The organism is Muriicola sp. SD30 (genome assembly GCF_041205185.1).
Classification (GTDB): Bacteria; Bacteroidota; Bacteroidia; order Flavobacteriales; family Flavobacteriaceae; genus Muriicola.
Genome location: NZ_JBGEWB010000002.1, coordinates 669,626 through 694,670, shown reverse-complemented (window position 1 = coordinate 694,670; position 25,045 = coordinate 669,626). Strand labels below are relative to the sequence as shown.

General features: G+C 42.7%; 25 protein-coding genes. 23 read left to right on the top strand and 2 right to left on the bottom strand.

Annotation, left to right across the window (positions count from 1 at the left end; translation table 11 throughout):
* Positions 1 to 116 precede the first annotated feature (116 nt).
* Together AB8P51_RS08185 and AB8P51_RS08180 are read left to right on the top strand one after the other, a co-directional pair.
* Positions 117 to 1,073 carry an aminodeoxychorismate synthase component I gene (locus AB8P51_RS08185; RefSeq protein ID WP_369748316.1) on the top strand — a complete coding sequence of 319 codons (957 nt, stop codon included), beginning with the start codon at positions 117 to 119 and terminating at the stop codon, positions 1,071 to 1,073.
* Positions 1,057 to 1,662: an aminotransferase class IV gene (locus tag AB8P51_RS08180; protein WP_369748315.1), complete on the top strand. Its 606-nt coding sequence runs from the start codon at positions 1,057 to 1,059 to the stop codon at positions 1,660 to 1,662. The genes AB8P51_RS08185 and AB8P51_RS08180 overlap by 17 nt, the downstream gene beginning before the upstream one ends.
* On the opposite strand, the gene AB8P51_RS08175 is transcribed toward AB8P51_RS08180, so the two are convergent.
* A complete protein-coding gene (locus AB8P51_RS08175) occupies positions 1,659 to 3,224 on the bottom strand; it encodes a glycoside hydrolase family 32 protein (RefSeq protein WP_369748314.1) in 1,566 nt (521 codons plus the stop codon). The two genes, AB8P51_RS08180 and AB8P51_RS08175, sit on opposite strands and share 4 nt — an antisense overlap.
* 160 nt (positions 3,225 to 3,384) lie before the next feature.
* Here AB8P51_RS08175 and AB8P51_RS08170 point away from each other — a divergent pair, with 160 nt between their 5' ends.
* From AB8P51_RS08170 to AB8P51_RS08145, 6 genes are read left to right on the top strand one after another with little or no spacing between them, the layout of a single operon-like run.
* Positions 3,385 to 3,840 carry a rhodanese-like domain-containing protein gene (locus tag AB8P51_RS08170; protein WP_369748313.1) on the top strand — a complete coding sequence of 152 codons (456 nt, stop codon included), beginning with the start codon at positions 3,385 to 3,387 and terminating at the stop codon, positions 3,838 to 3,840.
* Positions 3,830 to 4,450, top strand: a complete 621-nt coding sequence (locus tag AB8P51_RS08165) for a TIGR04282 family arsenosugar biosynthesis glycosyltransferase (protein ID WP_369748312.1) — start codon at positions 3,830 to 3,832, stop codon at positions 4,448 to 4,450. The genes AB8P51_RS08170 and AB8P51_RS08165 overlap by 11 nt, the downstream gene beginning before the upstream one ends.
* Positions 4,447 to 5,262: a purine-nucleoside phosphorylase gene (locus AB8P51_RS08160; protein WP_369748311.1), complete on the top strand. Its 816-nt coding sequence runs from the start codon at positions 4,447 to 4,449 to the stop codon at positions 5,260 to 5,262. The genes AB8P51_RS08165 and AB8P51_RS08160 overlap by 4 nt, the downstream gene beginning before the upstream one ends.
* The gene (gene arsM, locus AB8P51_RS08155) at positions 5,259 to 6,224 is read left to right on the top strand and encodes an arsenosugar biosynthesis arsenite methyltransferase ArsM (RefSeq protein ID WP_369748310.1); all 966 of its coding nucleotides are present in this window, start codon (positions 5,259 to 5,261) and stop codon (positions 6,222 to 6,224) included. Before AB8P51_RS08160 ends, arsM begins: the two co-directional genes overlap by 4 nt.
* A gap of 9 nt (positions 6,225 to 6,233) precedes the next feature.
* Positions 6,234 to 6,962, top strand: coding sequence for a DUF547 domain-containing protein (locus tag AB8P51_RS08150; RefSeq protein ID WP_369748309.1), 729 nt, complete (start codon positions 6,234 to 6,236; stop codon positions 6,960 to 6,962).
* Entirely contained in the window at positions 6,949 to 7,659 is a 711-nt protein-coding gene (locus tag AB8P51_RS08145; RefSeq protein ID WP_369748308.1) for a TIGR04283 family arsenosugar biosynthesis glycosyltransferase, read from the top strand. Before AB8P51_RS08150 ends, AB8P51_RS08145 begins: the two co-directional genes overlap by 14 nt.
* 23 nt (positions 7,660 to 7,682) lie before the next feature.
* Here AB8P51_RS08145 and AB8P51_RS08140 read toward each other — a convergent pair whose 3' ends face one another.
* Positions 7,683 to 8,687: a glycoside hydrolase gene (locus AB8P51_RS08140; protein WP_369748307.1), complete on the bottom strand. Its 1,005-nt coding sequence runs from the start codon at positions 8,685 to 8,687 to the stop codon at positions 7,683 to 7,685.
* A 113-nt stretch (positions 8,688 to 8,800) separates the two neighbouring features.
* On the opposite strand from AB8P51_RS08140, the gene AB8P51_RS08135 reads away from it, so the two are divergent.
* From AB8P51_RS08135 to AB8P51_RS08065, 15 genes are all read left to right on the top strand, one after another.
* Positions 8,801 to 10,147 (top strand): NAD(P)/FAD-dependent oxidoreductase, encoded by a 1,347-nt coding sequence (locus tag AB8P51_RS08135; protein ID WP_369748306.1) that lies wholly within the window; start codon positions 8,801 to 8,803, stop codon positions 10,145 to 10,147.
* A 14-nt stretch (positions 10,148 to 10,161) separates the two neighbouring features.
* Positions 10,162 to 11,742, top strand: a complete 1,581-nt coding sequence (locus AB8P51_RS08130) for a 4Fe-4S binding protein (protein WP_369748305.1) — start codon at positions 10,162 to 10,164, stop codon at positions 11,740 to 11,742.
* A 50-nt stretch (positions 11,743 to 11,792) separates the two neighbouring features.
* Positions 11,793 to 12,497: a glycosyltransferase family 2 protein gene (locus AB8P51_RS08125; RefSeq protein ID WP_369748304.1), complete on the top strand. Its 705-nt coding sequence runs from the start codon at positions 11,793 to 11,795 to the stop codon at positions 12,495 to 12,497.
* A 1-nt stretch (position 12,498) separates the two neighbouring features.
* Positions 12,499 to 13,983 (top strand): cellulose synthase family protein, encoded by a 1,485-nt coding sequence (locus AB8P51_RS08120; RefSeq protein WP_369748303.1) that lies wholly within the window; start codon positions 12,499 to 12,501, stop codon positions 13,981 to 13,983.
* 137 nt (positions 13,984 to 14,120) lie between these two features.
* Entirely contained in the window at positions 14,121 to 15,509 is a 1,389-nt protein-coding gene (locus AB8P51_RS08115; protein WP_369748302.1) for a mannosyltransferase, read from the top strand.
* A 187-nt stretch (positions 15,510 to 15,696) separates the two neighbouring features.
* Entirely contained in the window at positions 15,697 to 16,314 is a 618-nt protein-coding gene (locus tag AB8P51_RS08110) for a GNAT family N-acetyltransferase (protein ID WP_369748301.1), read from the top strand.
* Position 16,315: 1 nt separating this feature from the next.
* Complete coding sequence (locus tag AB8P51_RS08105; protein ID WP_369748300.1) at positions 16,316 to 17,527, top strand: argininosuccinate synthase; 1,212 nt, start codon at positions 16,316 to 16,318, stop codon at positions 17,525 to 17,527.
* Entirely contained in the window at positions 17,520 to 18,494 is a 975-nt protein-coding gene (argC, locus tag AB8P51_RS08100; RefSeq protein ID WP_369748299.1) for an N-acetyl-gamma-glutamyl-phosphate reductase, read from the top strand. The genes AB8P51_RS08105 and argC overlap by 8 nt, the downstream gene beginning before the upstream one ends.
* Positions 18,495 to 18,523: 29 nt before the next feature.
* On the top strand, positions 18,524 to 19,318 hold the full coding sequence (proC, locus tag AB8P51_RS08095; RefSeq protein WP_369748298.1) for a pyrroline-5-carboxylate reductase: 795 nt from the start codon (positions 18,524 to 18,526) through the stop codon (positions 19,316 to 19,318).
* A 1-nt stretch (position 19,319) separates the two neighbouring features.
* Complete coding sequence (locus tag AB8P51_RS08090) at positions 19,320 to 20,447, top strand: aspartate aminotransferase family protein (RefSeq protein WP_369748297.1); 1,128 nt, start codon at positions 19,320 to 19,322, stop codon at positions 20,445 to 20,447.
* Positions 20,444 to 21,385, top strand: coding sequence for an acetylornithine carbamoyltransferase (locus AB8P51_RS08085; protein WP_369748296.1), 942 nt, complete (start codon positions 20,444 to 20,446; stop codon positions 21,383 to 21,385). The genes AB8P51_RS08090 and AB8P51_RS08085 overlap by 4 nt, the downstream gene beginning before the upstream one ends.
* A complete protein-coding gene (argB, locus tag AB8P51_RS08080; RefSeq protein ID WP_369748294.1) occupies positions 21,382 to 22,161 on the top strand; it encodes an acetylglutamate kinase in 780 nt (259 codons plus the stop codon). The genes AB8P51_RS08085 and argB overlap by 4 nt, the downstream gene beginning before the upstream one ends.
* Entirely contained in the window at positions 22,158 to 23,228 is a 1,071-nt protein-coding gene (locus AB8P51_RS08075) for a M20 family metallo-hydrolase (protein ID WP_369748293.1), read from the top strand. The genes argB and AB8P51_RS08075 overlap by 4 nt, the downstream gene beginning before the upstream one ends.
* Before the next feature lie 25 nt (positions 23,229 to 23,253).
* Positions 23,254 to 24,546 carry an argininosuccinate lyase gene (gene argH / locus AB8P51_RS08070; RefSeq protein ID WP_369748292.1) on the top strand — a complete coding sequence of 431 codons (1,293 nt, stop codon included), beginning with the start codon at positions 23,254 to 23,256 and terminating at the stop codon, positions 24,544 to 24,546.
* Between the two features lie 57 nt (positions 24,547 to 24,603).
* A complete protein-coding gene (locus AB8P51_RS08065) occupies positions 24,604 to 25,044 on the top strand; it encodes a BLUF domain-containing protein (protein ID WP_369748291.1) in 441 nt (146 codons plus the stop codon).
* The last annotated feature ends 1 nt before the right edge of the window (position 25,045 follow it).

The window sequence follows — 25,045 nt, the reverse complement described above, 5'->3', positions numbered from 1 at the left end:
TATTACCCTAATTTACTGAATTTAAAGGAATTATTAGTTCTTCGCCAGCAATATTTGACAACTCATCCTCTAACCTTAGATTGCTTTTCTTTTCTTTGTGAATTCAAATCATGCTGATGAAATCAATATGGGAAAAGATGAATGCCTGGGGTAAGGAAGGCATTCCTTTTTTATTTATAATCGATTTTGAACAAATGCATCCCTTAGCATGGACGCTCGACAGGCTTCCCCGGGAGGTGTTGTACGACTTTAATGGAAGGTCTAATGCAAACCGCATTGATTTTCCGGCCTCAGAAATGTTTGCCCTTCAAAAATATCCCATTTCCCTTGAAGCCTACGAGCAAAAATTTTCAGCTGTTCAGAAGGAACTCAGACTGGGTAATAGTTATCTTCTCAACCTGACAGTTTCTACCCCTGTTCAAACTGATACAGACCTGAAAACCGTGTTCTACAGCTCGAGGTCAAAATACGCCGTATACCTCGAAAATGAGTTTGTTAGCTTCAGTCCGGAGACTTTTATAAAGATAGATGACGGATATATTTACACTTATCCCATGAAGGGCACCATCAATGCGGATATTCCACAAGCGAAACAGCTTATCCTGGCCGATGCCAAGGAAGCAGCGGAACACGCCACCATCGTTGACCTGATGAGAAATGATCTCAGCAAAGTTGCAAGAAGTGTAGAGGTTACTAAATACAGATATTACGAAGTACTTCGATCTGAAGGAAAGGAGATAGGGCAGGTGAGTTCTGAAATACGGGGTAAACTATTACCTGAATTCAGGACTTCCATAGGCGATCTTTTGCAGGAGATGCTGCCTGCAGGCTCCATTTCAGGCGCACCCAAACCAAAAACCTGCGAGCTAATTCAGGAAATTGAAGGACTGCCCAGGGGTTATTATACAGGTGTAGCAGGTATCTTTGATGGCACAGCCCTGGATAGTTGCGTTCTTATACGCTTTATAGATCAGAATGGTATATTTAAAAGCGGAGGGGGGATTACGGCCCAGAGTACATTGGAAAGTGAATACCAGGAAATGATAGACAAAGTATATGTACCGGTTTATTGAATCCATACGCCTGGAAAATGGCAAATTTCCCTTACTCGAAGAACATCAACTTCGTTTGAGCAAAACCTTTAATCATTTTGGCCACTTTAATCCCTTCATACTGGATGAAGTCATCTCCGTACCTGAAGAATATCTCAATGGTATTTTTAAATGCAGGGTTGTTTACGACTTGCATGGAAAGGTTTCAGTAGAATTTGTCCCTTATCGTATTAAAAAGCTAAGTACTTTTTGTCTTGTTGACATTGGATCTGCCGACTACCCCTACAAATTTGAGGACAGGCAATGGATAATGGATTTATTAAACAAATCGGAAGAGGATGAAATAATCATGTGCAGAAATGGAGAAATTAATGATTCTTCCTATGCTAATTTGGTTTTCTTTGATGGCGACCAATGGGTAACACCTAAACACCCCCTGCTGCAAGGAACACGAAGAGCCCGATTGTTAAAAGCGAGTATTATTAAAGAAAGAATTATCAGGGACAATGAGATATTCAATTTCCATCAGTTCAAATGCATCAATGCGATGATCAGCTGGGAAGAAACCCCTGTCTATCAAATTGGGCAAATCAAAAAGACTATTTCCTAGTCACCACTCCTCCATATTCTTTTTACACTATACGTCCTGAGTTCAGGAACTAGTGACACTTTGTTTCCGTCATTGCTGATAACCAATTCGTCAAAACTTGTGGTGGGAAACAGTTGGGAGGTCATCACAAACTGTCCTTTATTTACGAATACCTCTACAGAGGAAGCATCGAGGAAAATATCAAATTCTAGATCCCCTTCCGGCAAATTATCCAGGGGCATTTGCTGAATGTTGGCAAACATTTCCTGAAAATCAACAACGCCGCTTTTTGAACGATCGAGCACAAGCAGGCCTTCCTCACTGTCTAATTCTAAAAGCAATTCCTCCCCTGCCTCATTCTTAAATGATAACGAAAAATCTGTCAGCGGGCTAACAAAGTGAATAGCGCTCTGATTCCCATTTTCGAGAACGATGGCCTCACTGGTATTCGGAGGGATCTCAATATTCAGGCCCGACTGTTCGTTTAACAGCTCTTCAATTCCTGAAATTGGATAATTCGTTAAAGTGTACTCCTCATTTATCTTTACCAGACTTAATTTCCTGGGCAGGGTCATTGCACTTCGCCAAACTTCAGTAGGCGTATCCCTGGCATATGACCAGTTACTCATCCACCCTATAAAAATACGATCGTCATCTGGCACATTATTATAAGTAACCCCCGCATAATTATCGGTTCCCCAATCAAGCCATCTCGCTTCTTCTTGATCGGAAGTAAAGCTGGTTCCGTCAAAATCCCCTATAAAGTACTGTGTGCCGCTTCCTCCATTGGGAGCCCCGGGATTGATACTGATTAACAAAACCCACCTGCTCTCATCGGTCCCTGCAACCGGCAATTCGAATAGATCCGGGCATTCCCATACCCCACCGTGGGCACCCTGTTCTGAGCCAAACCGACTCATATACGTCCAGTCCAATAAATTATCCGAGCGGTAAAGTTGCAGATGATCTCCGGCCACCAAAGCCATCACCCATTTTCCGGAACCTTCATCCCAAAACACCTTTGGGTCCCTGAAATCTCTGAACTCCGTATTGCGAATAACCGGGTTCCCTTCAAACATTTCAAAACTCTCCCCATTATCAAGACTGTAAGCAACCCCCTGTGTTTGAAAGTCGGTTCCCCCTGCTTTTTCCTTCTCCATATCATGATAGGTAAAAACAGCAACAAGCGGCGGATTATCAGCAGTTCCCAGACCTGAAGTATTATCGTGATCTATCACCGCACTTCCTGAAAAGATGAGTCCGTTTTTATCAGGATACAAGGCGATTGGTTTGTTCTCCCAGTGTAACATATCCGTACTGGTGGCATGCCCCCAGTGCATAGGTCCCCATACGATATCATCCGGGTAATACTGATAAAACAAATGGTAGATCCCTTTATAATACACCAGGCCATTGGGATCATTCATCCATTTCTCCGGAGGAGAATAGTGATATTGTGGTCGAAATGGTTCAGTGTAAAAAGTAGCTTCCGCTTCCCCCTCCTTTTTTACAGCTCCGGAATCCTTACACCCCAAGCTCGTACTTAGAATAAGACAAAGGAGTAGTATAGTACATCTCCGCATATTATTTTTATTTGTTTCAAAATACACTAATTTTTTCAGGAGGAAAAGTGAGAGTGTATTTATGGGTCCTTCTCAATATACTATCTTTGTCTTTATGCTAAAAGGGATCCTTTTTACCGGAGTCATACTTATGTCAACTACTTCTTTCAGCCAGAGGACAATGGAGAAAATTATCGAAAAGCTTGCAAGCAAGGACATCCCGCTGGCATCCGTTACTGAGGTTGCTGTTAATCCTTCCTATACGCGATTGGATGCGAGGGAAAAAGAAGAATTTGAAGTAAGTCATTTGCCCAATGCCCATTATATTGGATACAAAAATTTCGATGCCGGGAAATTTAATTCCTTATTTCCGGATAGGGATGCTACCTATGTGGTTTATTGTTCTGTAGGAATCCGATCTGGAAAAATAGCGGAGGAACTCCAGAAAATGGGCTATAAAGATGTAAAGAACATGTCAGGGGGCATCTTTAAATGGATAGAAGAAGATCACCCGGTTTTGGATGCTGATGAGAAATTGACCCGGAAGGTTCACGCCTACAATAGGCTTTGGGGTTTACTCCTCAGTAAAGGAGAAAAAGTTTACGAGCCTGAAAACGATCACAGCGATGAAGGGTGAACAGCAGAACCTCCTCCTGATCTTTACCCGAAACCCCGAGTTAGGGAAGTGTAAAACCAGGCTGGCGACCTCCATCGGGGATGAATCTGCTTTGGCCATCTATAACTTCCTCTTACAGCATACCGTTGCAGTAACGTTACCACTGAAGGTTCATAAATTGGTATATTATTCAGACAAAATTGGGGTGAACGACCTGTGGAATGAAGATAAATTTCACAAGAGGTTACAAACCGGAGATGATCTGGGTGAGCGTATGGCCAATGCCTTTAAGGCAGGATTTAAAGCCGGCTATAAACGAATCGTTGTTATAGGGAGCGACTTGTACGACCTCAGTACTGATGATCTGCAACAGGCATTTGAAAATTTAAGTACACATGATTTCGTTCTGGGCCCTGCCGAAGATGGCGGATATTATTTACTGGGTATGACGCGCTTTGTTCCGGAACTATTCGAGGGGAAAAAATGGGGTACGCCCTCAGTGCTAAAAGACACCCTGGCAGATCTGAAGGATAAAAATTTTACCCTCATGCCATTGAAAAACGATGTGGATGTACTGGAAGACATTGAAGAAATTCCTGCCTTCCAGCCCTTTTTAAAAAATAAAATATGACACAAAAACAATTAAACGAATCTACTGAATACCTTCAAAGCAAGGGCTTCGACAATCCCAAAATTGGTATCGTACTCGGCACTGGATTGGGGAAATTGGTGGATGAAATAGAAGATTCCCTGGTAGCACATTACCACAATATTCCTTTCTTTCCCCTGGCTACTGTTGAATTCCATTCGGGAAAACTGGTCTATGGAACCCTGGAAGGCAAAAAGGTGGTCGTGATGCAGGGAAGGTTCCATTTATACGAAGGCTATGAATTCTTTGATGTCACCTATCCTATCAGGGTGATGAGACAACTCGGAATCAAGAAACTTTTTATCTCCAATGCAGCAGGAGCGGTCAACCTTAATTTTAAAAAAGGAGATATCATGCTGGTGGAAGATCACTTAAACCTGCAGGGAGGTTCGCCCCTGGCTTTTAAAAATGTTGCAGAATTCGGAGACCGGTTTGTGGATATGAGTGAGCCCTATGATCCGGAAATGCGGAAGAAAATAGAAAGCATTGCACAGAAGCTCGATATCTCATTACAAAAAGGAGTTTATGCGGCAGTCGTAGGACCTCAGCTTGAAACCAAGGCCGAATACCGTATGCTAAAAACTCTCGGGGCCGACGCCGTAGGGATGAGTACAGTACCTGAAGTAATTATTGCTAATCATTTACGACTACCTGTTATAGCAGTATCAGTTCTGACCGATGAATGCGACCCTGACAACTTAGCACCAGTAAATGTTGCCGAGATAATTGAAGTGGCCGGGAAAACTGAACCAAAAATGATTACTTTATTCACCGAACTAATAAAATTGTTATGAGTTATTTAGAGGCTACCAATGATCTTTACAAACAGGCTGCATTAACCCCCGATGTGGGGCTATGCTGTACAACCAACCCGGTATGGCAGCTTCCAGGCTTGTCTATCCCGACCATCATGCAGGAAATGAATTACGGCTGTGGCAGTACCGTTTCGGCCTCAGATTTGGTGAATGATCCGAAAGTCCTTTATGTTGGTGTAGGCGGAGGAATGGAACTCCTTCAATTTGCTTATTTCTCAAGGCAAAAAGGTGGTGTTACCGGTGTGGATGTAGTGGATGAAATGCTTTCGGCATGTAAAAGTAATTTTAAAATTGCTGAAGAGGAAAATCCATGGTTTAGGAGTGAGTTCGTGAACCTATTAAAAGGCGATGCCCTCAATTTGCCTATCGAAAGCGAAAGCATAGATGTGGCAGCACAGAATTGCCTGTTTAATATCTTTAAGCTTGAAGATTTGAGAAAAGCGGTTGCAGAAATGTACCGGGTTTTAAAGCCACATGGAAGACTTGTTATGAGCGATCCGGTATGCGAACAACCTATGAACCAAACCCTGCGTAACGACGATAGGCTCCGGGCACTTTGCCTGAGTGGAAGTATTCCGATTAAAGACTATGTAAAAGTATTAACGGATGCCGGATTTGGTACCATTGAGATACGGGCTCGAAAATCATACCGAATACTCTCCCCCAACCACTATCCCACCGAGGAATTAGTCCATATCGAATCTATCGAAATAGCTGCTATTAAAGACCCTATGCCCGAAGATGGCCCATGTGTGTTCACAGGAAAAACGGCAATTTACTATGGGGGTGAACCCTATCTCGACGACAAAAATGGTCATGTTTTACTGCAAAATCAGCCCTTAGCTGTCTGTGATAAGACCGCTGCTGCTCTCGCAGCCTTACAAGAGCCCATTCATATCAGTGAAAGCACCTGGCATTATGACGGGGGTGGATGCTGTTAAATACGAGAAATGAATTTCACTCTATTTGTAATTTGGATAAGTACCCTCTTTGGCGCGCCTCAAAATTCAATCACTTCTCAAGAAAATGAAGGATTAGACCATTCGGCATGGACCGTATTGCTAAAGGAAAATGTTACCGAAGAGGGTTTTGTAGACTATCCCGGGTTTATGAAGAGAAAAGCTGAGCTCGAAAAATATCTCAACTACCTGGGTAAAAATGAGCCGAGCGCAAGGCAGTCAAAGAATGAGAAACTGGCTTTTTATATCAACCTCTACAATGCGGCAACCGTTCATCTGATCCTTGAAAATTATCCCTTAAAGAGCATCAAGGATATAGATAACCCCTGGGGTAAAAATCGCATTCGCCTTGGCAACGACATGGTTTCCCTCAGCAAGATTGAATTAGGAATTTTACGCAAGATGAACGAACCCCGAATACATTTCGCGATAAATTGCGCTTCTTATTCCTGTCCTAAACTGATGAATAAAGCTTACACCTCTAAGGGCATGGAGTTGCAATTACAGCAGGCTACCATGAGTTTTATTAACGATAAGACAAAAAATCAAATTTCTAAGAATGAATTAAATCTCTCTCCCATATTTAAATGGTATAGGGGAGATTTTATGCAAAAAAGAAGTCTGATCAGCTTTATTCAACCTTATACAAAAATCGATCTTCAGGAAAATATAAAGTTGTCTTATCTTCCCTACGACTGGAGCCTGAATGAAAAAAAGTGAAATCCCAGACATAAGCATCGTAATCCCGGTGATCAATGAGGAAGACAACCTTTCAAGGTTGATTCCGTATTTGAAAACCGTAGCGGAGTTCCCTGAAAAAATCGAATTCATAGTTGTGGACGGGGGAAGTACAGATCGTTCAGTTGAGATCGCCAATTCCCTGGGCGCTGTCGTTGAGAATTCCCCTCAAGGAAGGGCATTTCAATTGAACAAGGGGGCCCGATTAGCAAAAGGGGATATTCTCTATTTCCTGCATGCCGATAATTTTCCTCCTCAGGCATTCGACCGATTGATCCGTAAGGCCAATTCCCAAAAGTCTGAAGCAGGTTGTTTCAGGCTCGAATTCGACAACTCTAGTAGATTCCTCGGTATTTTTGCCTGGTTCTCCCGCTTTAATTTTCTGCTCTGCCGCGGAGGTGATCAATCCCTTTTTATTACCAGAGAATTATTCAATTCACTAGGAGGTTTTGATGAAAGATACAGGGTTTATGAGGACAATGAATTTATTGGCAGAATCTACCGTGCCTCAAAATTCAAAGTATTACCGTATAAAATAAAGACCTCTGCACGTAAGTACAGGGCGAATGGTTATTTAAAACTACAATATCATTTTGCAAGGATCCATTTAATGTATTTCAGAGGCTATCGTCCGGAAGTACTTTACGCCTACTACGCCAGGCATATCAAACCGAATTAACAGACTGAAAACAACAAATAGGGTTATCTATAAGTCTTGTAGAAGGTCTTTATGACCTCCTCTGCAGGTTTGTTTTGTGGGGTAAATCGGTTGTCCTGAGGGCCACCCGATTTTTCGTGGTTGATAAACCATTTCCAAACAAAACCTCCTGCAAACCATTCTTCATCCCAAAAGGATTCAAAAATGGCCTTTTTGGCATTGACCTGAGCTGCCAGGTTAACAGTTTCTTCATTTCTGTCTACCAGCCAGGGTTTTTTAGCTGTAAAATCCATACTCCTGTAACCAAACTCGGTAAAGAGAACAGGTCGGTTGGCCGAAGAGGATACTGTGGTAATTTTATCCTTCCACGGTTTCCATCCCTCTTTTAATTCTTCTACAGTTGGTGTCTTCGACTCAGACAGGGGGAAATAAGCATCAATGCCTATGTAATCAAGATCCGCCCAAAAAGGAGTCCTCCCAAATTCATCCCAGTTTGCAGCATATGTGAGTTTCCCATTGTAGCGGTCCTTTATTTTAAGAATCAGATTTTTCCAGAATTCAGGTCGCTGACTAACAAACTGCTCCAGTTCAGTGCCAATACAAAATATCTCAGCTTTTGACTCTTCTGCGAGGCTGGCATATGTCAGGATAAATGCTTCGTAGGATTGTTCCAGCTTCTGCCAGTCGGCCTCACTTTGCATCTTCAGTTCCCCGGTAAAAACACCCCGCCAAATCCAGATCTGAGGCTTAAGCATTACCTTAATTTTGTTCCTGTGAAGCAGTTCAATGTACTGTTTGGCACCTACACGAGTCTCCCCAAACCATTGACGTTCGGTATCAAAGATTATCTCGGGAGAATTGACTTCACGAATAAATCCAAATGGCATCACGGCGGCATGGTCTGCATACAATTGCTTAACAGGCTTGATATGCTCCTGTTTTACTTCATCGCGCGAAGCAACAAAACTCACCCCATTGATCTTCCCTACAAACTGGCTGCTACAGGAAATTTGTAGAAGACATAAAAGAAGGAAACAAGATCTTTTCATATAGAATTGGCTTTACATACTCTAAAATACAATTTTTTAAAGTCGGCAGAATCCTAATGGGCTGTTAAGTTCTTATATTTAAACCGACTCAAGTTGAAAATCTGTCCGCATTCATGGAAACCGTTGTAATTATTGGAAATGGTATTTCTGGGGTAACCGCCGCACGACATATCAGAAAATTATCTGATAAACGAATTATAATCGTTTCAGCCGAGAGCGAGTACTTCTTTTCCCGTACTGCTCTGATGTACGTCTATATGGGACATATGAAGTTTGAGCATACCCAACCCTATGAAAACTGGTTCTGGAAGAAAAACCGCATTGAACTGGTGCAGGGATATGTAAACAAAGTAGACCATGAGAATAAACAGTTGATCCTAAATGACAATGATCCCATTAGTTATGACAAACTTATCATAGCCACCGGTTCCAAACCTAACAGATTTGGCTGGCCTGGTCAGGATCTTAAAGGGGTACAGGGTCTGTATTCAAAACAGGAACTGGAACAATTGGAAATTGATGCGCCGGATAAGGAAACTTGCAACAGGGCGGTAATCGTAGGTGGTGGGCTGATTGGCATTGAACTGGCCGAAATGCTGAGGAGCAGGGATATCCCGGTGACATTCCTGGTTCGGGAAAGTAGTTTCTGGAATGGAGTTCTACCCGAGGGTGAGTCTGCGATGATCAATGAACACATCCGCGATCACCATATAGATTTACGCCTGAGTACCAACCTGGTTGAGATCCTCTCTGACGAGGAAGGGAGAGCGCGGGCAGTTGTTACAGACAGGGGAGAGACTATTGCCTGTAATCTGGTTGGCCTAACTGCCGGGGTTACACCTAACATAGCTTTTCTGGAGAATTCAGGAATTGAACTGGGAAAAGGGGTAAGGGTAAATCGATATCTGGAAACGAATATACCTGATATATACGCCATAGGTGACTGTGCCGAACAGGAAAAGGCAATTGGGAACAGACGTACGGTGGAGGCAGTCTGGTATACAGGCAGAATGATGGGGGAAACAGTCGCGCATACCATTTGCGGACAGCGAAGAAAATACAATCCCGGACATTGGTTTAATTCAGCCAAATTCCTGGATATTGAATACCAGACCTACGGATGGGTATTCAGTGGCCGAAATCGGCAGGAATTTGAAGAGCACTTCCATTGGAGACATGATAAGGAAATGATATGTATAACTATGGCCTTCCACTCTTCCGATAAAAAATTCCTGGGAATCAACACCTTCGGTATACGGATGAGACACGAAATATTTGATCGATGGCTCACCGAGGGTCGCACTATCGATTATGTGATGGAACACTTCAGGGATGCCAACTTCGATCCAGAGTTTTATAGTCAATATGAGAAGGAAATAGTTGACAGTTACAACAGTAACTTCGGAACAAATATCACGCCCAAAAAGAAAAGCTGGAAACGCATATTTAAATCCGCCTAAACGCTGAACCCAGAATGAAAAAAGCAAAACTTATCGGGTTGATTCTTTTCCTAGCAGGCCTGGGTATCTTTACGATACTTCCATTTATCGGCACCTATTCGCTTAAGGATTCAGATTTAAGAGAGTGGGTTGAGGAGAAGGGCATTAAAAGTGAATTGTTCCTTGAAGCCATGGACAAAGAGGTGGTAGGACAGCGTTTTTCCGGAATGCACAATCTTTCCCCAATCATTGCAGCAGCACTGGACAAAGCCAATAGCACGCACCGAAAGAACAAGGAATACAAGAAGATAATTTATACCAAAGCTCATGATATTTCTGCCGATTTAGGAAAAAGGGCCGGGACTGGATTTATCCCGGAAAACAAAGGCCTGATGTGGTGGTTAACCTTTGGATTAGGAATTGTCGGCGCTCTATTGTTTATCCTCCCAAACGTAATTTTGCTGGGGCAGAAAGGGATAAAAAATAACGGGATTTATTATGCGAATGCAACTAACCGTGGATGGATAGCCTGGTTGGTTTTCTTTTATCTGATCACTTTCTACCTCTTATTGTATTTCAGGCCGGAATATGCGGTGAACTGGACCTACCTGGTTGATCCGATCAGTGAATCCCTCAGTGGTAATCCTGCCGGACATTGGTTTGTTTATGGCTTTATGTACTGTACCGTTATGACCGTAATGGGAGTAAGGATGTATATCAAGTACAGGCATAATCGTTATCAGATGATCAGAACCACCTCAGTATTGTTTTTTCAGATCGTCTTTGCCTTTCTGATCCCTGAGATTATGGTTCGCCTGCAAATGCCCTACTACGATTTTAAAAATGCCTTCCCCCTGGATTACGACTTCTTTTTCCAGTGGAATTTACGTTCTCTAATAAACAGCGGAGGAATTGGGATCTTTATATTGGTCTGGGGAACGGTACTAACCCTCATTATTGTTCCTGTAATGGTTTATTTTTTCGGGAAGCGATGGTATTGCTCCTGGGTGTGTGGTTGTGGCGGACTTGCAGAAACGCTGGGGGACCCATACAGGCAACATTCAAGCAAAACACTTTTATCCTGGAGGGTGGAAAGGTGGTTAGTCCATGGAGTACTGGTCTTTGCCGTGGGGATGACCCTGATGACACTCTACAGCTTTTTTTCGGAAACCGGAACGGTACTGGGAATTAAAACTTCCAGCGTCCAAAACACCTACAGCCTTCTTATTGGTTCTATTTTCGCGGGTGTGATCGGTACCGGATTTTATCCCATTTTTGGAAATCGGGTTTGGTGCAGATTTGGTTGTCCACTTGCTGCATATCTCGGATTTGTCCAGCGATTTAAGTCGAGATTCCGGATCACTACAAACGGCGGGCAATGTATTTCCTGTGGCAATTGCTCCACCTATTGTGAGCAGGGGATTGATGTGAGAGCATATGCGCAGAAGGGGGAGAACATCATCCGTTCGAGCTGTGTTGGGTGTGGAATCTGTTCTGCAGTTTGTCCCAGGGGAGTGCTTAAACTGGAAAATGGTCCTGAAAAAGGAAGGATCAATCCCACACAGGTCCTGCTGGGGAATGATGTGGATTTAATGCACCTTGTTAATGATAAATAAAAGCATTCCGCTATTTTTGCACCCGATTGGTCATAACTCCTAACCCTCGTATGGCGCAGTCGCTGCTAATGGAAATCGTAGTTATCATTCCTGCCTTTAATGAAGCCCGGTCTATTGGCCATGTAATCTCCGAGATTCCCAGCTCTGTTTCAGAAATCATCGTTGTTAATAATAATTCAAATGATAATACGGCCTCAGTAGCAGAAGCTGCAGGCGCTACCGTACTATTTGAAGAGAACATGGGATACGGGTATGCATGCCTCAAAGGGATAAAATATTTACAGAATCGATCCAAACCCCCTGGTATTGTCGTATTTATGGACGGAGATTATTCCGATTACCCGGAAGACCTCCATAAAGTTGTAAAGCCGATTTTGGATGGCGAGGTAGATTTTGTGATCGGTGCACGCTCAAAGGCATTACAGGAAAAAGGTTCCATGACCCCTCAGCAAAGGTTTGGTAACGGCTTGGCCACTTTCCTGATGAGGTTGTTTTTCAGATCTGATTTTACAGATCTGGGGCCATTCAGAGCCATTCGTTACGAACAGCTCATGGCCTTAAAAATGGAAGATAAGACCTATGGCTGGACGGTTGAAATGCAGTTAAAAGTCTTAAAGAAAAAAATAGCATATACCGAAGTACCAGTTCGTTACAAAAAAAGAATTGGTATATCAAAAGTGTCAGGTACGGTAAAAGGCACTATATTTGCCGGCATAAAAATCCTGGCTTGGATATTTAAATACAGTTTAAAATAAAATGGGACTAACTATTGCTTACATCATTATCGGAATTTACAGCCTTGCACTACTCCTGATATTCTTCTACAGTCTTGCCCAGCTCAATTTGTTGCTCAACTACCTGGGATACAAGAAAACCCAGAAGCTGGCCCCAAAATTCAACCTGTTAGATCCCAAAGAAATACCTTCGGTTACAATTCAATTGCCCATTTACAATGAAGAGTACGTTATTGAACGATTACTAGACAACATTTCCAAAATTGCTTATCCAAAAAGCAAGTTGGAAATCCAGGTACTCGATGATTCTACCGATGATTCAGTTCATCAAACAGCAAAACGAATTGAGGAACTGCGGGAAAGCGGTCTCGACATCAAGCATATCAGAAGGGAAAACCGTCAGGGATTTAAAGCTGGCGCCCTGAAGGAGGGTCTGAAAATTGCGAAAGGCGATTTCATCGCTATTTTTGATGCCGACTTCCTTCCTGATTCAGACTGGCTTAAAAAGACAGTCGTCTATTTTAAGGACGAAGAAATTGGGGTAGTACAAACGCGATGGGGACATATCAACCGCGATTACTCCATTCTAACCCGTATACAGGCCTTTGCCCTGGATGCTCACTTTACCCTTGAGCAGGTAGGACGTAATGCCAAAGGTCATTTTATCAATTTTAACGGAACTGCCGGGATCTGGAGAAAAGAATGCATCCTGGATGCGGGTAACTGGGAGGGAGATACCCTAACCGAAGACCTCGATCTAAGTTACAGGGCACAACTGAAAAACTGGAAATTCAAGTATCTCGAAGATGTAGAAACTCCGGCCGAACTTCCTGTGGTAATCAGCGCAGCCCGTTCTCAACAATTTCGCTGGAATAAAGGTGGAGCTGAGAATTTCAGGAAAACAGTTCTCAATGTGATTACGGCAAAGAATATTCCTTTTAAAACAAAGTTCCACGGGGTAATGCACCTTTTGAACAGTTCCATGTTCCTGTTTGTATTTCTGGTTGCTATATTAAGTATTCCGATGTTGTACATTAAAAACACTTATGGGCATCTGGACTGGATTTTTGAAGCGACCAGCTTTTTTATCGTTTCAACAATCATCCTTTTTATCTGTTACTGGTTTACCTACAAAAGTATTCAGGGAAGCAGTTTTGATAATTTTATCGACTATATCAAATTGTTTTTTACCTTTTTCTCGGTAGCTCTTGGCTTCTCCCTGCACAATACAGTGGCCGTTCTGGAAGGACATATGGGAAAGCGAAGCGAATTCGTGAGAACACCGAAATTCAATATCAATAATCTTACTGATAGCTGGAAAGGAAATAAATACCTGGCAACAAAGCTCTCTCCGAATATGATCCTGGAGTTTGCCCTTATGGTTTACTTTTTATTCGGTATGTACAGTGCTATCCCACTTAATGATTTTGGATTATTCCCATTCCATTTTATGCTTTTCCTAGGGTTTGGCTTCGTATTCTTTAAGTCACTAACTGCAAAGGTATAGTAGAATTAAAATTTTAATATTAGCCACCAATTAATTAGCAAACAGGAGTCTTCGTCAACCTATGAAGGCTCCTTGTTTTTTTGTCGGAATTCCCCTTTTTTTTCGGTTATTTGTAAAAACCAATTGCCTTACCAACCATGCCCAACGCGGTTCTGACGTATTGGAAACTCCACAAAGTTCCCATCTTACTTTCCATCCTCTGCGGGCTGCTTTATTACACCTTTGCTTACCATCTGCAACGCTCAGACTTCGCCAGAATGTTTGGTTTATATCTGGGACTTTTTATTCTGTGTTACAAACTGATTCAATTTGAAAAATGGAACTATAAATTCCTGCTTTTTCTGGGAGTTGTATTTCGATTGGTTTTTCTCTTTGCCATCCCCAACCTGTCACAGGACTTCTACCGCTTTATTTGGGATGGACATCTGGTATTACTAGGGGAAAATCCGTATTTGTATCTTCCAGTTGACCTGGTTGGAAGTTCAGAAATCATTATCCCGCAAGCCGGATATCTGGTTGAAGGGATGGAATCGCTCAGTGCATCCAACTTTAGTAATTATCCTCCGCTAAGCCAGCTATTGTTTGGTTTATCGGTATGGCTAGGGGGTGGAAAGATTCTTGGATCAGTAATAGCCATCAGATTGATTTTACTCCTTGCCGATCTGGGGATTTTTTATTTCGGACGAAAACTGCTGAAGTTTGTCAATAAATCTCCTCACCTTATCTTCTGGTACTTTTTAAATCCACTGATTATAATAGAGTTGGGGGGTAATCTTCACTTTGAAGGAGTAATGCTGTTTTTTCTTCTCATTACACTTTATCTCATAGCTATAAATAAATGGATGTTAGCTGCACTGCCCATGGCCCTGTCAATATCTGTTAAGCTAATCCCATTGATGTTTTTACCCCTTTTCTTCAAAGCTCTTGGCCTTAAAAAAGGACTTATTTTCAACACATTAGTTTTCTTGATCCTTGCTGCTACTTTGTTACCTTTTTACAATCCTGCATTCGCAGAAAATTATATGGCAACCCTATCCCTGTGGTTCTCAAATTTTGAGTTTAATGCCAGTATCTACAATGTGGTTAAAAGTCTGGGCGAAAGTCTTGATCTGAAACCCTGGGAGCTTATTAAAAGCTATGGAAAACTGATCCCATTAATTGTCATTGTATGGGTGGGAATACTGAGCCTTTTGCGAAAAAATAGTTCACAGCACATTCTAATCCAGTCAATGCTCTTTATCCTGGCCCTGTATTTTTTTCTAACGCCCACGGTACACCCCTGGTATATTATCACACTGGTTGCTTTGTGCATATTCACCGATTACCGATTCCCACTGGTCTGGTCAGCGACAATTATTTTCAGCTATACCGCATACAGGGACCCGGGCACAGAAGAGTCCATGGGTTTTCTCATTATTGAATATTTATCGGTATATGGGTTTTTGATCTACGAAATATTTAAGCATGGCAGTTTTAAATCACTAATTCCCAAAAAATATAGGGGCAAGGGTGTTAATCCAATTTAATTTGTACATTTGACTCTCATGAATGCGATAGATCACATTATTACACTGAATATTAAGCCTGCTCAGGCCCGATTTTGTGTGCCATCTCGTCGCCGCCCGTAAGGGTGTACTTCTCTCATGGAAATAGGTGAGTCCATTTCCGCATCGATCTTTCAGTCCAATACATATTTGAATAATCTTTACAGCAATGGATATTGTAATTGCTAACGAATCTCATATAAAATACGCTACTGTCATCAGCGAAACCATTTCGGATTCAGCCAAGGTGAGAGGCACCGGTATTGCCAAAAGAACGCCGGATTACATCATCAAAAGGCTGGTAAATGGGAATGCCGTGATTGCATTAGACGGCGATAAATTTGCCGGCTTTTGCTATATCGAGGTATGGGGCCATCAGAAATTTGTGGCGAATTCCGGACTAATTGTACATCCGGATTATCGCAACCAGGGATTGGCAAAAAAAATCAAGAAATCCATCTTTGAGCTCTCAAGGAAGAAATTCCCTGAAGCCAAGATCTTTGGAATTACTACAGGGCTGGCGGTGATGAAAATGAATTACGAACTGGGGTACAAACCTGTGACTTTCTCAGAACTTACTGATGACCCCGACTTCTGGAAAGGATGTCAGACCTGTAAGAATTTTGATATCCTGACGCGAACGGAACAAAAAATGTGTCTCTGCACAGGAATGCTGTATGACCCTGCGCATTCAAAAAAATATGAAAGCAGGAAGCTCAACAATAAGACCTTCAGCCGACTTAAAAGTATTAAAGAGCAATTATTGCTTAAAAAGAAAAAAGGATAAGATGAATACTAAAAACATCAAATCAAAAAAATTGGTGCTCGCGTATTCAGGGGGACTCGATACCTCCTATTGTGCCATGCACCTGTCACAGGACCTGGGATATGAAGTACACGCCGTAAGTGTAAATACGGGAGGATTTTCTCAGGAGGAATTGGAAGAAATCAGAAAAAAGGCATTAAGCCTTGGAGCCCATTCTTATACCTCCATAGATGCTGTTCAAAGCTTTTATAACAAGGTGGTAAAATACCTAATTTTTGGAAATGTACTTCGAAACAATACGTATCCCTTAAGTGTAAGTGCTGAACGAATTGTCCAGGCTATCGAAATTGTACGCTATGCCAAAAAAACTGGCGCGTCAGCCATTGCCCACGGAAGTACAGGGGCCGGAAATGATCAGGTACGATTTGATATGATCTTTCAGATCATCGCTCCTGAAATAGAAATTATTACGCCCATACGCGATGGGCAACTATCCAGGGAAGAAGAGATCAACTACCTAAAGGAAAGAGGTGTAAATTATTCCTGGGAAAAAGCCAAGTACTCTATTAATCAGGGTTTATGGGGTACTTCTGTTGGAGGTGCAGAGACGCTGACATCAGATAAAGGCCTCCCCCAGGAAGCCTTTCCCAGTCAGCTAAAAAAGGAAGAACCACAGGAAGTAACGCTGAGTTTTACAAAAGGAGAACTGACTGCAATTGACGGGGTAACCGATGACCCGGTCCTTAATATTGAAAAACTAGAAAAAATAGCCTCGTCTTATGCTATAGGCCGAGACATACATGTTGGTGATACCATTATTGGTATAAAAGGTCGGGTCGGTTTTGAAGCAGCAGCTCCTTTGTTGATCATTAAGGCTCATCATTTGTTGGAGAAACATACCCTTAGTAAATGGCAGCAATTTCAAAAAGAACAACTGGCCAATTTTTACGGGATGTTATTGCATGAAGGAAATTACCTCGATGAAGTAATGAGGAATATCGAAGCCTTTCTTCTTGATTCTCAAAAGAATGTCAGTGGTGATGTATTTATTACCTTATATCCCTATCGATTTGAATTAAACGGTATCCGGTCTGAGCATGATCTGATGGCTGCTAAATTTGGCAGCTATGGAGAAATAAACAAGGCCTGGACTGCAGAAGATGCCAAAGGGTTTATTAAAATATTGTCCAACCCCGGCAAAATTGCCAGTCAGATAAATAAGAGCCATGATTAAAGCAGGTGTCATAGGAGGCTCGGGCTATACCGGGGGCGAACTCATCAGGTTGTTACTACATCATCCGGGGGTGGATATTGATTTTGTATTCAGTACTACAAGGGCGGAAACCAGAATATCAGATACACACACCGATCTCCTGGGAAAGACTGATTTGACGTTCACCGGCATGATTAACCCTGAAGCAGATGTTATTTTCCTCTGCCTGGGACATGGAAATTCAACCCGCTTCCTTGAGGAACATTCCTTTTCAATAAAAACAAAAATTATTGATCTGAGTAATGATTTCAGGCTAAAGGATCAAAACACCTTTAAAGACAGGAGTTTTGTTTACGGTCTGCCCGAACTTTACAGGGAGCATATTACAAAGGCGCAAAACGTAGCCAATCCCGGTTGTTTTGCCACAGCCATTCAGCTGGCTCTCCTGCCTCTGGCCAAGGCACAATTACTCAATCAGGAAGTGCATATCAATGCCACCACCGGAAGTACAGGCGCAGGGGTGAGTCTATCCCCAACTACACACTTCAGCTGGCGCGAAAACAATATGTCACATTACAAGGCTTTTACCCATCAACATCTTGGGGAGATCAATGAAAGCCTCGAGCACCATCAGCATGGGAAGGGGCCACTATGGTTTATTCCCAACAGGGGCAACTTTACCAGAGGTATATGGGTAACCGCATACACCAAATTTGAGGGATCCCTGGAAGATGCTCAGGAATTATATAAGGCCTATTACAAGGAAGCTCCTTTTACACATGTTTCCGAGAATCCTATTGCCCTAAAACCCGTCATCAATACCAACAATTGTCATTTACACCTTATGGAACACGAAGGGGTTCTATTAATTGCCTCTGCCATTGACAATTTATTAAAAGGGGCCAGTGGACAGGCTGTACAAAACATGAATCTGATGCTCGGTTTACCGGAAGGAGAAGGATTAAGCCTGAAGTCGAGTATATTTTAAATTACTTTATCTAACCAGAACAAAAAACAATGAAAATCGCAATTATAGGGGCAGGTAACCTCGGAGTATCCATAGCAAAAGGGATTCTTCATTCTAATGGTGCTACCACCATGTATCTTACCAAAAGACATATAGAAAGCATTAAAGAATACGAAAAGTATGGCAATGTAACAGTTACTACAGACAATATACTTGCAGTAAAGGAATCGGATATACTGGTATTTGCAGTACAGCCCGGACATTTTGAGGCCATACTGCAGGAAGTAAAGGAATACCTTACTGAAAAGCATGTCATCATTTCAACCATTACAGGATTCAGTATTGAAAAGATCGAATCTATCATAGGGAAAGAAGCTTATATCATAAGAAGCATGCCCAATACAGCTATCTCAGTGGGGAAGTCCATGACCTGTCTATGCAGCAATGATGCAGGGGCCAAACGAATTGAGCTGGCCAAGGCCATTTTTAATCGTATGGGGCATTCCATGGAAATACCAGAATCGCAGATGCAGGCCGCAACCGTGATCTGCGCCAGTGGAATTGCTTTCTGGATGAGGCTGATCAGAGCGACGACCCAGGGAGCCATTCAATTGGGCTTCGATGCCAGGGAAGCCCAGGAGCTGGCCATGCATACCTGCAATGGTGCGGCCTCTCTCCTGATAGAATCAGGAAATCACCCCGAGGAAGAGATAGACAGGGTGACTACGCCTATGGGCTGTACTATTGAAGGCCTTAATGAAATGGAACATCAGGGTCTTAGTTCTTCTCTGATCAGGGGAATCGTAGCTTCATTTGAAAAAATTAGTCAGATAAGAAAAGGGTAGTATGGTACTATTTGATGTATATCCCCTTTACGATATTACCCCGGTCTCGGCCAGGGGGGTAATTTTAACAGATGACAAGGGGCAGGAATACCTCGACCTGTACGGTGGACATGCCGTAATTTCCATCGGACACGGTCATCCCCATTACGTCAAAAGGTTAAAGGATCAGTTAGACAAAATCGGGTTTTACAGCAATGCTGTTCAAAATCCCTTGCAACGCGAACTTGCTGAAAAACTAGGCGCCTTGTCAAATTGTGACGACTATCACCTTTTTCTTTGCAACTCAGGGGCTGAAGCCAATGAAAATGCCTTAAAACTCGCTTCTTTTCACACTGGAAAAAGCCGGGTGATTGCTTTTAAAAACAGCTTCCACGGCCGGACTTCTGCTGCCGTAGCCACTACCGATAATCCGGCCATTAATGCTCCTATAAACAAACAACAGCAGGTGACATTTCTGCCTTTTGAAGACAGGGATACGCTGGCAGAAGAATTATCGAAAGGTGACGTCTGTGCGGTGATACTGGAAACCATTCAGGGAGTTGGTGGCCTCGATGAACCTTCTCTTCTTTTCTGCAAGGAAGTAGCCCACTTATGCAAACAAAACGGAGTGGTTTTAATTGCAGATGAAGTACAGTCGGGATTTGGGAGAAGTGGAAAATTTTTTGCTTTTCAACATCACGACATTACTCCCGATATCATTTCGATCGCAAAAGGAATGGGCAACGGATTTCCGGTAGGCGGAATTTTGATCCATCCGGAGATTAAGGCAAAGTACGGACTACTGGGAACTACTTTTGGTGGTAACCACCTGGCCTGTGCGGCTACCCTGGCGGTACTGGAGGTTTTAGAAAAAGAGAACCTGATAGCAAATACCGCCGATCTGGGATTGTACTTTGAAAAATGTGCAAGGCAAATCCCACAGCTGAAAAGAGTTAAAGGCAAAGGACTTATGCTCGGACTCGAATTCGATTTCGAGGTAGCTGAGCTGCGTAAAAATCTCATTCTCAAGCATCATATTTTTACCGGAAGCGCGAAAAATAAAAAGGTTTTGCGTATTCTCCCTGCGCTGAATATCAACAGGGCCCATCTGGATACATTTTTTACGGCATTAAAACAGGAACTGGAATGAAGCATTACCTCAACATTGATGATATCGATTCTATGCCCTCGTGGCTGCAACTTGCTGCGGAATGCAAAAAGGAGCCTTTTAAATATAAAAAGCTGGGTGAAGGAAAGGTTCTGGGACTTTTGTTCTTTAACAACAGTCTGCGTACCCGTCTGAGTACCCAGAAAGCTGCTTATCACTTAGGGATGCATTGTATGACGATGAATTTTGGCAGCGAAGGCTGGGCCCTAGAATTTGAGGACGGAACTATTATGGATCAGGGAAAGGCAGAGCATATACGGGAAGCTGCACAAGTAGTTTCACAGTATTGCGATGTGCTGGGTGTTCGGGCCTTTGCCTCTCTTACTGAAAAGGAACAGGATGAAGCCGAAATGGTCCTGAACGGTTTCAGGAAGTACGCATCTATCCCAATATTAAATATGGAAAGTGCTACCGGGCACCCCCTACAGGCCCTGGCAGATCTGATCACCATCTCGGAGCATACAAAGAAAAAGAACCCGAAAGTAGTCCTCTCATGGGCTCCGCACCCCAGGGCATTGCCTCATGCGGTAGCTAACTCCTTTATCGGCATCATGAGGCAAAATCCTCAATTCGATTTTAGTATTACCCATCCTCCAGGATATGAACTCAACCCGGAGATCGTGAAAGATGTACCGGTTTCATACGATCAGAACAAGGCCCTGAAAGATGCCGACTTTGTCTACGTCAAAAATTGGAGTGCCTATAAACCTTATGGTGAGGTGCTCAATAATGATCCTCATTGGATGATCACTAAGGATAAACTAGGAGATGCCAGCTTTATGCATTGTCTTCCCGTAAGGCGGAATGTGATTGTAGAAGACTCGGTACTAGATGGGGAAAATTCACTCGTAATACAACAGGCCAACAACAGAACATACGCTGCCCAGGTAGCTTTACTTAAAATTCTGGAATCTCTATGAAACCTACGTTGTCCATAATTAAAATTGGGGGTAATATCATTGGAGACAGCACAGAACTATCCCGATTCCTAACTTTCTTTAAGCAAGTTTCCGGACCTAAAATACTGGTTCATGGAGGAGGAAAAAAAGCCACTGACCTCAGTGAAAAATTAGGTGTCGAAACAAGGATGGTCAATGGGCGACGTGTGACAGATAAGCAGGCCCTGGAAATTGCTGTTATGGTCTACGCCGGCCTCATCAACAAGTCGATCGTAAGTGAACTTCAAGCTCTGGAATGCAATGCCCTTGGGCTAAGCGGAGCGGATGCAGGGCTTATAAAAGCAGTTAAAAGGCCGGTGGAATCAATCGATTTTGGCTTTGTAGGGGATATTGTTTCCATACGAACTAAAGCCCTTCATAATTTATTACAATCCGGGTTGGTTCCTGTTTTTTGTGCCCTCACATATGACGATGGCGGCCAATTACTAAACACCAATGCCGATACAATTGCTTCTGAGCTCGCCATAGCCCTGAGTTCAGAATACACTACTACCCTCTTCTATTGTTTTGAGAAACCTGGAGTCTTGGCAGACATCGAAAATGACAGTTCCGTAATTCAACATATTAACAAACAAACCTATTTCAGTTTGGTCAATGAAAAGGTCATTGTTGAAGGCATGCTTCCCAAGATGGAAAATTGCTTCCATGCATTAGACCATTCGGTTCACAAAGTTTGTATTGGAAATATCAATATGCTACGGCCTAACCCATCCACTTTTACAACATTAACCCTATGACGCTAGAAATCTCAAACCTCAGCGGTGAAGCCATTACCCTTTTAAAAGAATTGATCGGGACCCCCTCTTTTTCCTCTGAGGAAAACGAAACGGCTCTTCTTCTGGAGCAATGGTTCAGAGATCATGATATTACATTCCAGAGAGATAATAATAATGTATATGCTTTTAATAAGCACTATGATCAGAACAAACCCCACTTACTTCTCAATTCGCATCACGATACGGTAAAGCCTAATTCGGGCTATACCCGTGATCCTTTTAAGGCAGAAGTAAAAGACGGCAAATTATACGGGCTGGGAAGTAATGATGCGGGAGGAGCTTTGGTATCGCTACTGGCAGCTTTTACTTATTTTTATAAAAAAAAGGATCTCTCTCACAATCTGATCATTGTTGCCTCTGCAGAAGAAGAAAGCTCAGGATCAAAAGGGTTAAATTCCATGCTTGAGATACTTCCTGAGATAGATGTAGCCATAGTAGGGGAGCCTACCCTGATGCAACTGGCAATTGCTGAAAAAGGCCTGGTTGTATTTGATGCGGAGGTCAGTGGAACTCCTTCCCATGCTGCTCATCCTAACCAGAATAACGCTATTTACAATTGTATTGACGCCCTTTGCTGGTTTAAAAATTTCAATTTTCCGAAGGTATCCGAAGTTCTGGGGGAAGTAAAACTGACGGTCACACAGATCAAAGGCGGGAATCAGCACAATGTAGTGCCTGGCAGCGTGGATCTTGTAGTTGATGTAAGGGTGAACGATTGCTATACTAATAAAGAAGTAGCCCAAATACTCAAAGACCAGGCCCCTTGCAAGCTAACTCCCAGGTCTCTTAACCTGAATTCCTCTGCTATCCCTAAAGATCATCCACTGGTAAAAAGTGGCATCGCATTGGGAAGAAGCACCTACGGTTCGCCCACCCTTTCAGATCAGGCTGCCCTAAGTTGCCCATCTCTGAAAATGGGACCAGGAGACAGTACTCGCTCCCACAGTGCAGATGAATATATTTACGTGGCCGAAATTGAGGAAGGAATTGAGTTATATATTAATTTACTAATTGGTTTTTTGCAATAAACAACCTCTTGAAAAAATCTGAGTTATGAAACTTTGGGACAAAGGATTGAAAACTGATGAGAAAATAGATCGATTTACTGTTGGCAATGACAGAGAATTGGATCTTTTCCTGGCTGCTTACGATGTGAAAGCTTCAATGGCCCATTGCAAAATGTTGCATTCTATCGGTTTGCTGAAGGAGGAAGAAAATCGGGCATTATTAGCCGAATTAGAATCTATTGGCAAGTCTGTGGAAAAAGGGGAATTTACCATTGAGGATTCTTTTGAGGACATGCATTCCAAGATCGAATTTCTTCTGATAGAACGGTTGGGGGATACTGGGAAAAAAATTCATACTGCCCGATCGCGAAATGATCAGGTGCTGGTTGCTATCCAACTCTATATCAAAGATGAATTGCAGCTTATCAGTCAGCAAATAAATGAGTTATTTGATTTACTTCTGGAACTGGCAGGCACTTATCAGAATGTACTTCTCCCCGGCTACACCCATCTGCAGGTGGCAATGCCTTCTTCTTTCGGCCTGTGGTTCTCTGCCTATGCGGAGAGTTTGGTTGACGATATGATCCTTGTTAATGCCGCCTACAATGTTGCAGATCAGAATCCATTGGGAAGCGCTGCCGGATACGGCAGTTCATTTCCTATAGATCGCGCCATGACCACCGAGGAATTAGGATTTAAAACTCTGAAGTACAATGTGATTGCAGCCCAGATGGGGCGGGGAAAGGTAGAAAGGGTAACCGCTACAGCCCTTGCCGGGGTTGGAGCTACCCTGGCGAAACTCGCAATGGACATATGCCTGTATATGAGTCAGAATTTCGACTTCATTTCTTTTCCCGACGATCTCACTACCGGTAGCAGTATCATGCCACACAAAAAGAACCCTGATGTCTTTGAGTTGATCAGAGCTAAGTGTAATGTCATTCAGGCCCTGCCCAATGAATTGTCTATATTGCTTACCAATCTTCCCAGCGGCTACCACAGGGATTTGCAGGTTACAAAGAACAGTCTTATTCCCGCGATCCAGGAATTAAAAGCCTGTCTGGATATCACCGCCTTCAGCCTTAGAAAAATAAAGGTGCGAAATGATATTCTGGACAATCCGAAATACGACCTGCTTTTTACAGTAGACGCCCTCAATGATCTCGTTAAAAAAGGAGTTCCTTTCCGTGACGCATATCGACAAATAGCGGAGGAAGTAGAGAGTGGAAGTTTTAAAACCCCAAAAGAAGCCCGACATACGCATTTGGGAAGTATTGGCAATCTCTGCCTTGAGGAAATCAGACAAAAAATGGATAAATATCAGTTGAAGGATTCCTGAGAACACTCCGACTTATTATCTTTACGGACAACAACCAAAACCAAATTACTACAGACCATGTTCAGTTTAGTCTATCGGTCCGTTGCAAGGCCTGGATTTAGCCTGGATCAGATACAGGATATGCTTATAAAGGCACAAAATTTTAACCATGAACAGGGCATTACCGGATGCCTGCTCTATTACCAGGGCGAGTTTATTCAATATCTTGAAGGCAACCAGTACAAAGTCTTAACCCTGTTCGATAAGATAAAAGTAGATCCCCGGCATAAAAATGTAGAGTTACTGAGCTATGAAGAACGGGAAGGGAGGGCTTTTGAGAATTGGGACATGGCCTATGAGAATTTTTTCGGTGAAAACCCCCAGATAACACATCTAAGACTGCTGGTAGGGGAATACCTTTCTCAAATAACGGAAGTACCCGCAAACAATCCTACCAAAAATGTTTTCTGGGAACATGTGGGTTCTATACTTTACTCCAAAACCTCCTCTGGTAATTAGT